At 65.5% G+C, this 15,676-nt stretch carries 9 protein-coding genes and 3 rRNA genes; 7 read left to right on the top strand and 5 right to left on the bottom strand.

Annotation, left to right across the window (positions count from 1 at the left end):
• Nucleotides 1–122 precede the first annotated feature (122 nt).
• From H4687_RS22065 to H4687_RS22085, 5 genes are all read left to right on the top strand, one after another.
• The gene (locus tag H4687_RS22065) at nt 123–983 is read left to right on the top strand and encodes a hypothetical protein (RefSeq protein WP_050399163.1); all 861 of its coding nucleotides are present in this window, start codon (nt 123–125) and stop codon (nt 981–983) included.
• The gene (locus H4687_RS22070) at nt 973–2,292 is read left to right on the top strand and encodes a hypothetical protein (RefSeq protein WP_192781701.1); all 1,320 of its coding nucleotides are present in this window, start codon (nt 973–975) and stop codon (nt 2,290–2,292) included. The genes H4687_RS22065 and H4687_RS22070 overlap by 11 nt, the downstream gene beginning before the upstream one ends.
• Nucleotides 2,293–2,315: 23 nt before the next feature.
• On the top strand, nt 2,316–3,854 hold the full coding sequence (locus H4687_RS22075; RefSeq protein ID WP_050399162.1) for an SCO6880 family protein: 1,539 nt from the start codon (nt 2,316–2,318) through the stop codon (nt 3,852–3,854).
• 54 nt (nt 3,855–3,908) lie between these two features.
• Nucleotides 3,909–5,345, top strand: coding sequence for an ATP-binding protein (locus H4687_RS22080; RefSeq protein ID WP_046919995.1), 1,437 nt, complete (start codon nt 3,909–3,911; stop codon nt 5,343–5,345).
• 71 nt (nt 5,346–5,416) lie between these two features.
• Complete coding sequence (locus tag H4687_RS22085; RefSeq protein ID WP_050399160.1) at nt 5,417–7,021, top strand: type IV secretory system conjugative DNA transfer family protein; 1,605 nt, start codon at nt 5,417–5,419, stop codon at nt 7,019–7,021.
• Nucleotides 7,022–7,052: 31 nt separating this feature from the next.
• Here H4687_RS22085 and H4687_RS22090 read toward each other — a convergent pair whose 3' ends face one another.
• Entirely contained in the window at nt 7,053–7,439 is a 387-nt protein-coding gene (locus tag H4687_RS22090) for a cupin domain-containing protein (RefSeq protein ID WP_005476977.1), read from the bottom strand.
• On the opposite strand from H4687_RS22090, the gene H4687_RS22095 reads away from it, so the two are divergent.
• The gene (locus H4687_RS22095; protein WP_179860082.1) at nt 7,438–7,620 is read left to right on the top strand and encodes a hypothetical protein; all 183 of its coding nucleotides are present in this window, start codon (nt 7,438–7,440) and stop codon (nt 7,618–7,620) included. The genes H4687_RS22090 and H4687_RS22095 overlap by 2 nt on opposite strands.
• 57 nt (nt 7,621–7,677) lie before the next feature.
• Here H4687_RS22095 and rrf read toward each other — a convergent pair.
• The 4 genes from rrf to H4687_RS22115 form a co-directional block, all read right to left on the bottom strand.
• Nucleotides 7,678–7,794: ribosomal RNA gene (rrf, locus tag H4687_RS22100) — 5S ribosomal RNA — on the bottom strand.
• Between the two features lie 89 nt (nt 7,795–7,883).
• A 23S ribosomal RNA gene (locus H4687_RS22105) occupies nt 7,884–11,007 on the bottom strand.
• 320 nt (nt 11,008–11,327) lie between these two features.
• A 16S ribosomal RNA gene (locus H4687_RS22110) occupies nt 11,328–12,855 on the bottom strand.
• Together the 16S, 23S and 5S rRNA genes form the textbook arrangement of a ribosomal RNA operon.
• A gap of 678 nt (nt 12,856–13,533) precedes the next feature.
• Nucleotides 13,534–14,091, bottom strand: coding sequence for a MarR family winged helix-turn-helix transcriptional regulator (locus H4687_RS22115; protein ID WP_046919194.1), 558 nt, complete (start codon nt 14,089–14,091; stop codon nt 13,534–13,536).
• Between the two features lie 171 nt (nt 14,092–14,262).
• Here H4687_RS22115 and H4687_RS22120 point away from each other — a divergent pair, with 171 nt between their 5' ends.
• Complete coding sequence (locus H4687_RS22120) at nt 14,263–15,510, top strand: MFS transporter (protein WP_046919193.1); 1,248 nt, start codon at nt 14,263–14,265, stop codon at nt 15,508–15,510.
• Nucleotides 15,511–15,676: the final 166 nt, after the last annotated feature.

Raw genomic sequence — 15,676 nt, forward strand, 5'->3', positions numbered from 1 at the left:
GGCTGAGGTTGCGTTTCCCTGATGTCGAGTCTCCACACCGCGCCCGCGCGGGAACCAGCGCGGCTACCGTCGTACTGCTACGCCTTTCGGTACGACGTCGAAGTTGAAGGGGCGACTGCGGCATGAGTCTCGGCGACGAGCAGGGGTACGGCGAGTCCTCACGCTCCGGTGACGACGCGTACGGGGGATACGCCGGCACCGGCCAGACCCGAACCCGCCTCCCCGAAGGCGGCGGCGACCCCTACGGCGGCGCCCCCCGCCGCCCCCGCTCCTCCTCCAGAAGCCTCGTCACCATCGTCGGCGTCGTCGTCCTCCTCATCGCCGCGATCGCCTTCGCGAACCGAGGCGGCGACAGCGACAGCGCGGGGGACTCCGGCAACGACAAGACGGAGACGGCCCCTACGGCGGCTTCGGGGGAACGGCCGGTCACCACGAAGACCGGCGGCATCCCCTCCGGCTTCGCCCACGACCAACAGGGTGCCGAATCGGCGGCGGCCAACTACTCCGTGGTGCTGGTCTCGGCCGACATCCTCAAGCCCGCCCGGCGGAGCGAGATCGTGCAGCAGGTCTTCGTGGCGGAGAAGGTCAGCGATCTGGAGGACAGCCTCAACAGGGCCTACGACGCGGACTTCCTGGCGGATGTCGGCTTGGACGAGAACGGCAATGCCCCGTCCGGCAGCACCTACGTCTCACGCACCATGCCGGTCGGCACAAAGGCCACGAGCTACTCGAACAGCACCGCGACCGTCGAGGTCTGGTGCACCGGCGTCTTCGGCATGGCGTCGGAAGACACCACCAGCCCGGTTACCAGCGACTGGTTCACCATGACCTTGAAGCTGCGCTGGGCCGACGCTGACTGGAAGGTAGACAGCTTCGCGCAGAAGGAAGGTCCGGCGCCGGTCAACGGTGACAACAAGGTCTCGACGGCTGACGAGATCTCAAAGGCCGTCGAGGAGTACGGAGGGTTCAGTTATGCCCGGTAAGTCACGCAACGTACTCAGGGCCGCCGCAGTTCTCACAGCCGTTCAGACTTCGGTCGTTCTGCTGGCCACTCGGGCAGCAGCCGCACCCACGCCGTCGCCCTCTCCCTCGGCCTCGGACGACCGCTGCGACCTCATCGTCGGCCCCGCCAAGGACTACTGCGAACGCGGAGCCGGCGAAAAAGGCGACACCAGCACCCTCCCCAACGACGTAACCACCACCCTCGACCCCCTCTCCTCCCTAGCCCAAGGCTGCGCCGACGCCGCCTCCTGGACCATCGACAAACTCTCCGCCGCGGTCAACGACACCGCGAACGTCGACTTCACGAACCCCAAGTTCCTGCAGCAGTACGCCGTCGTGTTCGCGGCGTCGACCATCCTCACCCTGGTCCTGTGGCTGCTCGCGGTCGCGAAGCGGGCCGTGCGGGGCGTCCCCCTCACCACGGCCCTCTCGGAGGCCGTCGGCTTCCTCTGGCTGACCGTCCTCGCCTCCGCCTTCACCCCCCTGATCCTCTACACCGTCGTATCGGCGACCGACGGCGTCACCGACGTCCTCGCCAAAGCCACCGGCGACCAGACGGACACCTTCTTCGGCACCTTCTCCGGCGCCCTGAAGAAGGGCGAGGACATCGGCGGCGGCCCGATCATGCTGATCGTCGTCTCCCTCGTCTCCATCCTCGCCGCCGGCGTCCTCTGGCTGGAGCTGGTCATCCGCGCCGCCCTGCTCTACGTCGGCGCGCTCCTCGGCACGGTCGTCTACGCCGGCCTCGTCGACAAGAACCTCTGGGGACACGTCCGCCGCTGGGCGGGCATCATGATCGCGGTCATCCTCATCAAACCCGTGATCGTGATCGTCCTCGGCCTCGCCGGCGCACTGTCCGCGGACGACGGCCCCAACGCCTTCTCCGCCGTCGTCTCCGGCCTGGCCATCATCCTCCTCGCCATCTTCGCCTCGGGGATGATCTACCGCTTCGTCCCCGGCTTCGGCGACGAGATCGCGGGCTCCCGCAACAACCGCATCATGCGCGGCGCCGAGAACAAGGCCGCCGCCGTGATCAGCTCCCCGGCCAGCCTCGTCGCCCAGGGCATCAAGACCCACAGCACCCGGGCCGACAACAACGGCGGCGGCGGGAACAACACCCCCCGCCCCGCCAACCCCGCATCCGGCGGCGTGGCCGCCCACAGCTCGCGCCCCGCGAACGGAGGCGGCGGAAATATCCCCGCCGCACCCCCGCCCCGCACGAGCCCGATCAACACCCCCCACGCCGGCAACACCCGCAACAGCAACCGCACGGGAGGTGAAGGGCGTTGACGACTGATTCCCACGCGGCCCATATGTCCCATCCGGTCACGCCCCGCCGTACCTATCTGATCGGCCGCGCCCGGCCGAACGCGATCATCGGCCGGAACCGCGAGTCCGGCGAGATCGCGCTCATCATCACGGGCGCGTTCCTCGGCATGATGTGCGGCCTCCTCGTCCCCGTTCTCGTCCCCCGCATCGCCCTGCTCACCGGCTTCCCGATGCTCGCGCTGGCCGCGGTCTACGTGCCGTACAAGCGCCGGACGTTCTACAAGTGGTTCGAGATCAACCGCAGTTACAAGCGCAGCCTGCGCCGCGGCACGGCGTACCGCTCCACCAACATGGAGGCCGGCACCCGGCTCGACGGCCGTGAGGTCGAGGTCGGCCCCCCGCCGGGCATCGGCCGCATCACCTGGCTGGCCGCGCCCTTCGGCCCCGACGAGATCGCCGTCCTCCTGCACGCCGACCGCCGGACCGTCACCGCCGCCATCGAGATCGAGGGCCCCGGCGTCGGCCTGCGCGACTCCGAGGACCAGGAAGCCCTCGTCGACCGCTTCGGCACCCTCCTCAAGCACGTGGCCAACGGCGACGGCTTCGTCACCCGGCTGCAGATGCTCGCGCGCACCCTGCCCGCCGACCCGGACGCCCACGCCAAGGACGTCGCCCAGCGTGGCGACGACCGCGCCCCGGGCTGGCTCCAGCAGTCGTACGACCAACTCCAGTCCATGGTCTCCACCAGCAGCGAGCAGCACCGCGCGTACCTCGTCGCCTGCATGCACTACTCCCGCGAACTCGCCGCCGAGGGCCACGCCATGGCCCGCGCCGCCCGCCCGCAGGGCCGCAAGCTCGACAGGGACGCCGGCCTCGCCGTCGTCATGGCCCGCGAACTGACGGACATCTGCTCGCGCCTCCAGGAGGCCGACATCCGCGTACGGCAGCCGCTCGGCCAGGGCCGCCTCGCCTCCCTCATCCACTCCATGTACGACCCGGACCACCCCATCGACCACATCCAGGCCATGACCAAGCGCAACGCCTGGCCGGCCGAACTCGACGCGATGGAACCGGACTACCTCCAGGCCAAGACCCGCGAGTCCTCCACCCGCGCCCCCTGGTGCCACGCCACGGCCTGGGTGAAGGAATGGCCGATGACCCCGGTCGGCGTCAACTTCCTCGCGCCCCTCCTGGTCCACACCCCGGACGTCATCCGCACGGTCGCCGTCACCATGGACCTGGAGCCGACCGAGGTCGCCATCGAACGCATGCTCACGGAGAAGACCAACGACGAGGCGGAGGCGTCCCGCGCCGCCAAGATGAACCGCACCGTCGACCCCCGTGACGTGGCCTCCCACTCCCGCCTCGACCAGCGCGGCGAAGACCTCGCCAGCGGCGCGGCCGGCGTCAACCTCGTCGGCTGGATCACCGTCTCCTCCCGCTCCCCGGAGGCCCTGGCACGCGACAAGCGGACGATAAGGGCCTCGGCCGGCAAGTCGTACCTCAAGCTGGAGTGGTGCGACCGCGAACACCACCGGGCCTTCGTCAACACGCTCCCGTTCGCCACCGGAATCCGAAGGTAGGGCTGCCGCGATGCGGGATCACCCGACCCAACCGCACCTGGAGGTGAAGCGCTGATGCGAGACCCCATGTCCGCCCTCACGGACGCCTTCACGTCCTTCCTCTTCGGCAAGGTCGAGACGACCCGCCTCCCCGTGCGCACCTCCACGGGCCAGGCCCAGGCCGTGTACCTCCCGACCGCCGCCCCCGGCCTCGGCGACTCCGGCGTGATCATCGGCCGCGAGGTCTACTCCGGGAAGGGCTACATCTACGACCCCTTCCAGCTCTACGGCCAGCAGCTCCCCGCCCCGCACTGGCTCGTCCTCGGCGAGTCCGGCAACGGCAAATCAGCCCTGGAGAAGACGTACGTCCTGCGCCAGCTGCGCTTCCGCGACCGCCAGGTCGTCGTCCTCGACGCCCAGGGCGAGGACGGTGTCGGCGAATGGAACCTCATCGCGGAGGAGCTGGGCATAACTCCCATCCGCCTGGACCCGACCGCCGCCCTCGACATGGGCATCCGCCTCAACCCCCTCGACCCCTCGATCACCACGACGGGCCAGCTCGCGCTGCTCCGCACGATCATCGAGGTCGCGATGGGCCACGGCCTGGACGAACGCTCCGGCTTCGCCCTCAAGGTCGCGCACGCCTACGTCAACGAGACCATCGTCGAACGCCAGCCGGTCCTCACCGACATCGTCGAGCAGCTCCGCCACCCCGAGCCGGAGTCCGCGGAGGCGATGAACGTCGCCATAGACGACGTACGGGCCTGGGGCCTGGACGTGGCGCTGGTCCTGGACCGCCTGGTCGACGGTGACCTGCGCGGCATGTTCGACGGTCCCACCACCGTGGGCATCGACCTCGAGGCGCCCCTCATCGTCTTCGACCTGTCCCACATCGACCGCAACTCCATCGCCATGCCCATCCTCATGGCGATCGTCGGTGTCTGGCTGGAGCACACCTGGATCCGCCCCGACCGGAAGAAGCGCATCTTCCTGGTCGAGGAGGCCTGGCACATCATCAACAGCCCCTTCGTCGCCCAGCTCTTCCAGCGCCTGCTCAAGTTCGGCCGCCGACTCGGCCTGTCCTTCGTCGCGGTCGTCCACCACCTGTCGGACGTCGTCGACGGCGCGGCGGCGAAGGAGGCGTCCGCGATCCTCAAGATGGCCTCGACACGGACGATCTACGCCCAGAAGGCGGACGAGGCGAGAGCCACGGGCCGCGTACTCGGCCTGCCCCGCTGGGCGGTGGAGATCATCCCCACCCTCACCCCGGGCATCGCCGTCTGGGACGTCAACGGCAACGTCCAGGTGGTCAAACACCTGATCACCGAGACCGAACGCCCCCTGGTCTTCACCGACCGCGCGATGACCGAATCGTCCGCCGACCACCTGCGGGACGAGGACGACGCCCTGCGCGCCGCCGAACTGGAGGCGGAGGAACGGGCGGCCGCGTTCGTCGAACACCGGCTGAGCGAGTTCGACGGCTACGGCTCCTCCGAGTCGACGGTGGCCTGAGCGGCACCGGTACCAGCGGAAACGGACACAGTCGGGCCAGGGCAGGGTGACAGCGTGAACGGCGGCATGCGATGAGACCGGACGACGGGCGCCCCCAGCAGGGCGGCGGCATCCCCGACGGGCTGCTGATCGCCCTCCTCGGCTTCCTGGTGGGCCTGACCCTGCTGGTCTGGTCGGCCACCGGCCTGGCCGGCCTCTTCGCCCACGGCGCCTGGCCCGACGCCGTCACCTTCGGCCGCACCCCGCTCGCCGTACGCAGCCTGGTCTCCGCCCCCCAGGACCTCGCCGCCGCCTGGCCCGACACCCCCGCCGACCAGCTCTCCGGCTACGGCCTCTTCTGGGGCCTCGTCATCAGCCAGCTCATGGTCCTCCTCGTCCTGACCGTCTTCACGATGGGCACCCTGGCACGCTGGAGGGCCGTACGGGCCCGGGAGAAGGCAACCCGGCACCCCCGGCCGGCGGACGCCCCGACAGCGCCACCGACCGCCTCCCCCGGTCACGTCACACCACCCGTGCACACCCCCGTGGAGCAGACGACCCCGGCCCAGCCCCACGGCGCCGGCCAGGACCACCACACGGCTCCGCCGGCCCACACCGCCTTCCCCACCACTCCGTCGGCGCCCGCTGCACCCGTCTCGCCCACTCCACCCGCCTCACCGGTCGAAGCCGACGTGCCGACCAGCCCGCTTCCCCCCGCCCCCGTGCCCTCGACAACGGGCGCCCCGCACACCGGCGGTTGGACGCACACGATCCCTCCGGTCGTCCTGGGCACGGCCGACTCCCGCCGGCCCGCCGCCGTCCAAGCCGTACGGGACGCCGAGGGCCCCGCCCTGGTGGTCACCTCCGACCCCACGCTCTGGTCGGAGACGAAGGACGCCCGCGCGAAGCTGGGCCCGGTCCTCCTCTACGACCCCGCCCACCGCTGCGACACCCCGGCCCGCCTCCACTGGTCCCCCGTCAGCGGCTGCGAGGACAAACCGACGGCGGCGGCCAGGGCGACCGCCCTGCTCGCCGCCATCCGCCCCACGGCCAAGATCGACCAGGCGATGGCGGACACGGCGGAAACCCTCCTGCGCAGCTACCTCCACGCCGCAGCGATAGACAACCGCACCATCCGCCACCTGCACCGCTGGGCCCAGGGCAGCAACGTCCAGGAAGCGGTACGCACCCTGCGCACGAACCAGAAGGCCGCCCCCGGCGCGGCGGGTGAACTGGAGTCGGCCCTCACCTCGCACCCCGAACGCCGCGACATCGCCCAGCAGTTGACGGCCCGCGCCCTCTCCGCCCTCTCCACGGTCAACGTCCGGGAATCCTGCACGCCGAACCGAGCCGACGCCCTCGCCCTGGATTCCTTCGTGCACGAAGGGGGAACGCTCTATGTGGTCGGCGACCCCATCGAGGACCCCAAGGCGAACCCTTCCGCCATGCCTCTTCTGACGGCCCTCGCCTCAAGCGTGGTCGAGCGCGGCCGGCGCATGGCCGAACGGTCATCCTCCGGCCGCCTCGACCCACCACTCACCCTGGTCCTGGACGACGTGGCAGCCGTGGCCCCACTGCCCCAGCTCCCCGCCCTGCTGACCTCCGGCCCCGACCAGGGCCTCCCCACGCTGGTCCTCCTCCGTTCCCGCGAGCAGGCCAGATCCCGCTGGCCGAACCACGAACTCCCGTTGCCGTAGCGGCCGTTCGCAGCCGAACCCAGAGGCTCTGTCACTCCACGGGCTGCCCGTCCCCCGAGGGCACCGCGTACCCGGCGACGGACGGCCACCGCACGGTCAGCACGACCGACTCCTCCTCCGCGACCCAGGAGTGATCCACCCCGCGCCCCCACACCACGTAGTCGCCCTGACGCTCCAGCACGACGCTACGACCGGGGAAGTCGACCCGGAACCGGCCGCTGATCAGTACCTGGAGGGCGGTACGTTCCTCACCCCGGACCCACTGCGCACGCGTGTCGCCCCGCGGGTGGACCCCCCACTTGATCTCCACCGCCTCACTCCGGCGAGGATCCCCCTCCGCCTTGAAGTGCCCGAGCAGCCAGCCGCGGTCCAGCGCCGCGTCCTTGCCCGCATTGCCCACATACACGCTGTCGTCCATGCCGCCGAACGCTAACACCAGCCGGCCCGACGCCTCCTACGCGGACGCCAGCACGTACTCCAGCCCCTCATCCCCTTCGACAGTCACCCCGGCTGCCCACGAAGCCGACCCGTCGATAGAACGCTTCGGCCCGCCCGTTCCCCTCGTTCACGACAACCACACCCCGCTCGACGAACGGTGAACGGTCCGGAAATGCAGAAAGGCCCACACCATAAGGTGTGGGCCTTTCCCAATATTTGTTCGGCGGCGTCCTACTCTCCCACAGGGTCCCCCCTGCAGTACCATCGGCGCTGTAAGGCTTAGCTTCCGGGTTCGGAATGTAACCGGGCGTTTCCCTCACGCTATGACCACCGAAACACTATGAAACACTCAACCGCACCACACCGTGACCATGGCATGGGGTTGTTCGTGGTTTCAGAACCAACACAGTGGACGCGAGCAACTGAGGACAAGCCCTCGGCCTATTAGTACCAGTCAACTCCACCCGTTACCAGGCTTCCATATCTGGCCTATCAACCCAGTCGTCTACTGGGAGCCTTACCCCATCAAGTGGGTGGGAATACTCATCTCGAAGCAGGCTTCCCGCTTAGATGCTTTCAGCGGTTATCCCTCCCGAACGTAGCCAACCAGCCATGCCCTTGGCAGAACAACTGGCACACCAGAGGTTCGTCCGTCCCGGTCCTCTCGTACTAGGGACAGCCCTTCTCAATATTCCTGCGCGCGCAGCGGATAGGGACCGAACTGTCTCACGACGTTCTAAACCCAGCTCGCGTACCGCTTTAATGGGCGAACAGCCCAACCCTTGGGACCGACTCCAGCCCCAGGATGCGACGAGCCGACATCGAGGTGCCAAACCATCCCGTCGATATGGACTCTTGGGGAAGATCAGCCTGTTATCCCCGGGGTACCTTTTATCCGTTGAGCGACGGCGCTTCCACAAGCCACCGCCGGATCACTAGTCCCGACTTTCGTCCCTGCTCGACCCGTCGGTCTCACAGTCAAGCTCCCTTGTGCACTTACACTCACCACCTGATTGCCAACCAGGCTGAGGGAACCTTTGGGCGCCTCCGTTACTCTTTAGGAGGCAACCGCCCCAGTTAAACTACCCATCAGACACTGTCCCTGATCCGGATCACGGACCCAGGTTAGACATCCAGCACGACCAGACTGGTATTTCAACGACGACTCCACCCGAACTGGCGTCCGAGCTTCACAGTCTCCCAGCTATCCTACACAAGCCGAACCGAACACCAATATCAAACTGTAGTAAAGGTCCCGGGGTCTTTCCGTCCTGCTGCGCGAAACGAGCATCTTTACTCGTAGTGCAATTTCACCGGGCCTATGGTTGAGACAGTCGAGAAGTCGTTACGCCATTCGTGCAGGTCGGAACTTACCCGACAAGGAATTTCGCTACCTTAGGATGGTTATAGTTACCACCGCCGTTTACTGGCGCTTAAGTTCTCAGCTTCGCCACACCGAAATGTGACTAACCGGTCCCCTTAACGTTCCAGCACCGGGCAGGCGTCAGTCCGTATACATCGCCTTACGGCTTCGCACGGACCTGTGTTTTTAGTAAACAGTCGCTTCTCGCTGGTCTCTGCGGCCACCCCCAGCTCAAGCAGCAAGTGCTATCACCGGTGATGGCCCCCCTTCTCCCGAAGTTACGGGGGCATTTTGCCGAGTTCCTTAACCATAGTTCACCCGAACGCCTCGGTATTCTCTACCTGACCACCTGAGTCGGTTTAGGGTACGGGCCGCCATGAAACTCGCTAGAGGCTTTTCTCGACAGCATAGGATCATCCACTTCACCACAATCGGCTCGGCATCAGGTCTCAGACTATGTGCCAGGCGGATTTACCTACCTGACGTCCTACACCCTTACCCCGGGACAACCACCGCCCGGGATGGACTACCTTCCTGCGTCACCCCATCACTCACCTACTACAAGTCTGGTCCGTCGGCTCCACCACTTTCCTTTCCCCGAAGGGTCCGGAACGGCTTCACGGACTTAGCATCGCCTGGTTCAGTGTTTGACGCTTCACAGCGGGTACCGGAATATCAACCGGTTATCCATCGACTACGCCTGTCGGCCTCGCCTTAGGTCCCGACTTACCCTGGGCAGATCAGCTTGACCCAGGAACCCTTGGTCAATCGGCGCAAACGTTTCTCACGTTTGTATCGCTACTCATGCCTGCATTCTCACTCGTGAACCGTCCACAACTCGCTTCCGCGGCTGCTTCACCCGGCACACGACGCTCCCCTACCCATCCCAGCAGGCGTTGGCCCTCAATGCTGGAATGACACGACTTCGGCGGTACGCTTGAGCCCCGCTACATTGTCGGCGCGGAATCACTAGACCAGTGAGCTATTACGCACTCTTTCAAGGGTGGCTGCTTCTAAGCCAACCTCCTGGTTGTCTCTGCGACTCCACATCCTTTCCCACTTAGCGTACGCTTAGGGGCCTTAGTCGATGCTCTGGGCTGTTTCCCTCTCGACCATGGAGCTTATCCCCCACAGTCTCACTGCCGTGCTCTCACTTACCGGCATTCGGAGTTTGGCTAAGGTCAGTAACCCGGTAGGGCCCATCGCCTATCCAGTGCTCTACCTCCGGCAAGAAACACACGACGCTGCACCTAAATGCATTTCGGGGAGAACCAGCTATCACGGAGTTTGATTGGCCTTTCACCCCTAACCACAGGTCATCCCCCAGGTTTTCAACCCTGGTGGGTTCGGTCCTCCACGAAGTCTTACCTCCGCTTCAACCTGCCCATGGCTAGATCACTCCGCTTCGGGTCTTGAGCGTGCTACTGAAACGCCCTGTTCGGACTCGCTTTCGCTACGGCTACCCCACTCGGGTTAACCTCGCAACACACCGCAAACTCGCAGGCTCATTCTTCAAAAGGCACGCAGTCACGACGCACCAAGTAAACTTGATGCGCGACGCTCCCACGGCTTGTAGGCACACGGTTTCAGGTACTATTTCACTCCGCTCCCGCGGTACTTTTCACCATTCCCTCACGGTACTATCCGCTATCGGTCACCAGGGAATATTTAGGCTTAGCGGGTGGTCCCGCCAGATTCACACGGGATTTCTCGGGCCCCGTGCTACTTGGGTGTCTCTCAAACGAGCCGTCAATGTTTCAGCTACGGGGGTCTTACCCTCTACGCCGGACCTTTCGCATGTCCTTCGCCTACATCAACGGTTTCTGACTCGCCTCACAGCCGGCAGACTGTGAAAGAGAGATCCCACAACCCCGTATACGCAACCCCTGCCGGGTCTCACACGCATACGGTTTGGCCTCATCCGGTTTCGCTCGCCACTACTCCCGGAATCACGGTTGTTTTCTCTTCCTGCGGGTACTGAGATGTTTCACTTCCCCGCGTTCCCTCCACTTGCCCTATGTGTTCAGGCAAGGGTGACAGCCCATGACGACTGCCGGGTTTCCCCATTCGGAAACCCCCGGATCAAAGCCTGGTTGACGACTCCCCGGGGACTATCGTGGCCTCCCACGTCCTTCATCGGTTCCTGGTGCCAAGGCATCCACCGTGCGCCCTTAAAAACTTGGCCACAGATGCTCGCGTCCACTGTGCAGTTCTCAAACAACGACCAACCACCCATCACCCCCGGTAACCACCGGAGTTCACTGGGGCCGGCACTGAAGGCAACCGTGAGACACGGCCATACCCTCAGACACCCAACAGCGTGCCCGGCATCCCTCACCACTCCGATCAGCTTTCCACGCCCCCGAAAGGACAGTACTCACAGCCTGAGATGACTCAAGACGCCGAATAATCAACGTTCCACCCATGAGCTAACCAGCATCAGACGTTCGCTGATGATCTGGCCTCTGACCTCACCCCGAAGGGATCGGTAGAAGTGCTCCTTAGAAAGGAGGTGATCCAGCCGCACCTTCCGGTACGGCTACCTTGTTACGACTTCGTCCCAATCGCCAGTCCCACCTTCGACAGCTCCCTCCCCGTAAGGGGTTGGGCCACCGGCTTCGGGTGTTACCGACTTTCGTGACGTGACGGGCGGTGTGTACAAGGCCCGGGAACGTATTCACCGCAGCAATGCTGATCTGCGATTACTAGCAACTCCGACTTCATGGGGTCGAGTTGCAGACCCCAATCCGAACTGAGACAGGCTTTTTGAGATTCGCTCCGCCTCACGGCTTCGCAGCTCATTGTACCTGCCATTGTAGCACGTGTGCAGCCCAAGACATAAGGGGCATGATGACTTGACGTCGTCCCCACCTTCCTCCGAGTTGACCCCGGCAGTCTCCTGTGAGTCCCCATCACCCCGAAGGGCATGCTGGCAACACAGAACAAGGGTTGCGCTCGTTGCGGGACTTAACCCAACATCTCACGACACGAGCTGACGACAGCCATGCACCACCTGTCACCCGACCACAAGGGGGGCACCATCTCTGATGCTTTCCGGGCGATGTCAAGCCTTGGTAAGGTTCTTCGCGTTGCGTCGAATTAAGCCACATGCTCCGCTGCTTGTGCGGGCCCCCGTCAATTCCTTTGAGTTTTAGCCTTGCGGCCGTACTCCCCAGGCGGGGAACTTAATGCGTTAGCTGCGGCACCGACGACGTGGAATGTCGCCAACACCTAGTTCCCACCGTTTACGGCGTGGACTACCAGGGTATCTAATCCTGTTCGCTCCCCACGCTTTCGCTCCTCAGCGTCAGTAATGGCCCAGAGATCCGCCTTCGCCACCGGTGTTCCTCCTGATATCTGCGCATTTCACCGCTACACCAGGAATTCCGATCTCCCCTACCACACTCTAGTCTGCCCGTATCGAATGCAGACCCGGGGTTAAGCCCCGGGCTTTCACATCCGACGCGACAGACCGCCTACGAGCTCTTTACGCCCAATAATTCCGGACAACGCTCGCGCCCTACGTATTACCGCGGCTGCTGGCACGTAGTTAGCCGGCGCTTCTTCTGCAGGTACCGTCACTTTCGCTTCTTCCCTGCTGAAAGAGGTTTACAACCCGAAGGCCGTCATCCCTCACGCGGCGTCGCTGCATCAGGCTTTCGCCCATTGTGCAATATTCCCCACTGCTGCCTCCCGTAGGAGTCTGGGCCGTGTCTCAGTCCCAGTGTGGCCGGTCGCCCTCTCAGGCCGGCTACCCGTCGTCGCCTTGGTGAGCCGTTACCTCACCAACAAGCTGATAGGCCGCGGGCTCATCCTTCACCGCCGGAGCTTTCCACCACCCACAGATGCCTGTAGTGGTTGTATCCGGTATTAGACCCCGTTTCCAGGGCTTGTCCCAGAGTGAAGGGCAGATTGCCCACGTGTTACTCACCCGTTCGCCACTAATCCCCACCGAAGTGGTTCATCGTTCGACTTGCATGTGTTAAGCACGCCGCCAGCGTTCGTCCTGAGCCAGGATCAAACTCTCCGTGAATGTGTACCCGTAATCGGGTGCAAACCACGAGAGCGGAACAGCCAGGCGGAATAAGCCCGGCCGTTCACAGCGTCCTCGCTGTGTTTGTTTCAAAGGAACCTCGACCACCGGAACACTGCCCGGCGGACGGGGTATCAACATATCTGGCGTTGATTTTTGGCACGCTGTTGAGTTCTCAAGGAACGGACGCTTCCTTTGTACTCACCCAAGCTACTCTCGGGCTTTCCTCCGGGCAGTTTCCCTTCGGTCTTGCGTTTCCGACTCTATCAGACCGTTTCCGGTTCCGATTTCCTCGGTGCTTTCCAGGTTTCCGCTTTCGCGTTTCCCTTTCCGGCAGTTCCGACTCTACCAGATCCTTTCGGGCCTGATTCCCAGTCAGTGGGTTTTGTCCTCGCGGCTGTTGGGCCGTTCCGACGTTCCAAACCTTAGCGGATCTGCTCGGCAGTTCCCAATCGGGTCTGTCGAACCCAAATCGAATTGCATTCGGGCAAGCCGAATTAACCCCGACTGGGAGATCGCACTGGTTGGTTTGTGTGCCGCTCGAAGCGGCGGAGGTGCTGTCGCAGAACCGTTAAGGCTCCGTGGCAACCCGAAGAACTTTACGGATCGCGGGGTGGACTGTCAAGCCTCCCCCCGGTGAGCCGCGGGCAAACCTCGGCCACCGCTCGACCGTACTCCTCAGTCGAGGTCGGTGAGGCGGCCGCCGGCGTCCGGCTGGGCGTGCTCGACGCGGCGGAGGAGCCGGGTCAGGACCTCGCCCAGGACGCTGCGCTCCAGAGGGGAGAGGTCCTGAAGGAGATCCTCCTCGAAGACCGAGGCGAGACGCATGACCTCCAGCCACTTCTCGCGGCCCTCGGGGGTGAGCTCGACGATGACGCGCACCCGGTTGTTCTCGTCGCGTTCCCTGGTCACCAGACCCTCCGCGACCATGCGGTCGATGCGGTGGGTCATCGCGGCCGGGGTGAGACCCAGCCGCTTGGCGAGTTCGCTCGGGCCCATGCGGTACGGGGCGCCGGAGAGGACGAGGGCCTTGAGGACCTCCCAGTCGGCGTTGCTGATGTTGAGCGCCGAGGTCTGGCGGCCGTAGGCGACGTTCATACGGCGGTTGAGGCGGGAGAGCGCCGAGACGATCTTCTCGACCTGGGGGTCCAGGTCCTGGAACTCGCGCTGGTACGCGGCGATCTGCTCTTCGAGTGTCGGCTCGGCGCTGCCGGAGGTGCCGGGGGTGTCGCCCATGGGCGAAGTATGGCACGTCACTGCTTGGCATCGAAGTCCTTCGAGGTGTACTGTTTAGCTTCTAAGTTTTAGCTTCGAAGTCTTCACCTCTCATGTCTGAGTCGAGGGCTTCCCTTACCTAGGCAGGTGAACGTGACCAGGGGGACGGGCGCAGCGATGCGCCGGATTCACATGGGCAGCGCACTCGGCGCATTCGGACTCGGCTTCACCGTCCCGTATCTGTACGTCTACGTGGCGCAGGTGCGGGATCTCGGTGCGACGACGGCGGGGCTGGTGCTGGCGGTCTTCGCCGTGGCCGCGCTGGTGGTGCTGCCCTTCGCGGGGCGGGCCATAGTCCGGCGCGGTCCGCTTCCCGTGCTGCTCACCGCCCTGGTCACCGCTGCCGTCGGATCGCTGAGTCTGGGGCTCGCCGCCAGTGCGACGACCGTGCTGCTGTCCGCGGCGGCGCTCGGCGCGGGCCAGGCCGTGACGCAGCCGGCGCTCGCGACGATGATCGTCGACTTCTCGCGGGCGGAGAACCGGTCCCGGGCCTTCGCCACGCAGTTCTTCCTGCAGAACCTCGGGCTCGGGGTCGGCGGGCTGATAGGCGGGCATCTCGTCGATGCCACGCGCGCGGGGTCGTTCGTCCTGCTGTTCTCCATACAGGCGGCGATGTTCCTGCTGCTCGTGGGTGTGATGGCGACCGTGCGGGCACCCCGGACCCCCCAGGTCGAAGGTGTGCCCGCCGCGGCGGTCAAGGGAAGCTGGAAGCAGCTGCTCGGCAATCGGGCCATGGTGCAGCTGTGCGTGCTGGGCTTCGTGCTGTTCTTCGCCTGCTACGGGCAGTTCGAGTCGGGACTGAGTGCGTACGGGGTCGAGGCGGCCGGGATATCGACGTCCGCGCTCGGCACGGCGCTCGCCGCCAACACGGCGGTGATCGTGATCGCGCAGTTCGCCGTGCTGCGGTTCGTGGAGCGGCGTCGGCGGTCTCGGGTGATCGCCACCGTGGGGCTGATCTGGGCCGTCGCGTGGGGCGTGGCCGGGTTCGCCGGGCTGGGGCAGACGAGCGAGACCATGGCGACCGCCGCGTTCGTCTCGACCTACGCGCTGTTCGGTCTCGGGGAGGCCATGCTGTCGCCGACGGTCGCGCCGCTGGTGGCCGATCTGGCGCCGACAGGGATGGCCGGGCAGTACAACTCCGCGTTCGCGCTGGTGAAACAGCTCGCACTGGCGGTCGGGCCGGCGGTGGGCGGGCCCATGGGGGCCTCGCTGCATGCCCCGTACATCGTGACGTTCCTGCTGTTCTCGCTGGGCATCAGCGTGCTGGCGCTGCGGCTCGGGCGGCGTCTGACCGGTGTGCAGGATCAGCCCTCGCTCGGGGGCAGCCGGGTGGTCGCCGGGAGTGGCGCCGTCGCGGAGCCGGTGGCGGCTCGGGCTTGAGGGCCCCGTCCTGAGGGTGTGCCCGCCGTGCTGAGGGCGGCGGGCACGGCGGAGCGCCGCCGACGGGCCCGGTGCGGGTGACGCCCACGGAGATCAGCCAGGTGGGAGGGAGCCGGAGATGTCGACGCGGAGAAGTTTCGAATCTTTGGCAACCCTGTGCGGAGCT

Origin of the sequence: Streptomyces stelliscabiei (genome assembly GCF_014873495.1) — a bacterium.
Lineage (GTDB): Bacteria > Actinomycetota > Actinomycetes > Streptomycetales > Streptomycetaceae > Streptomyces > Streptomyces bottropensis.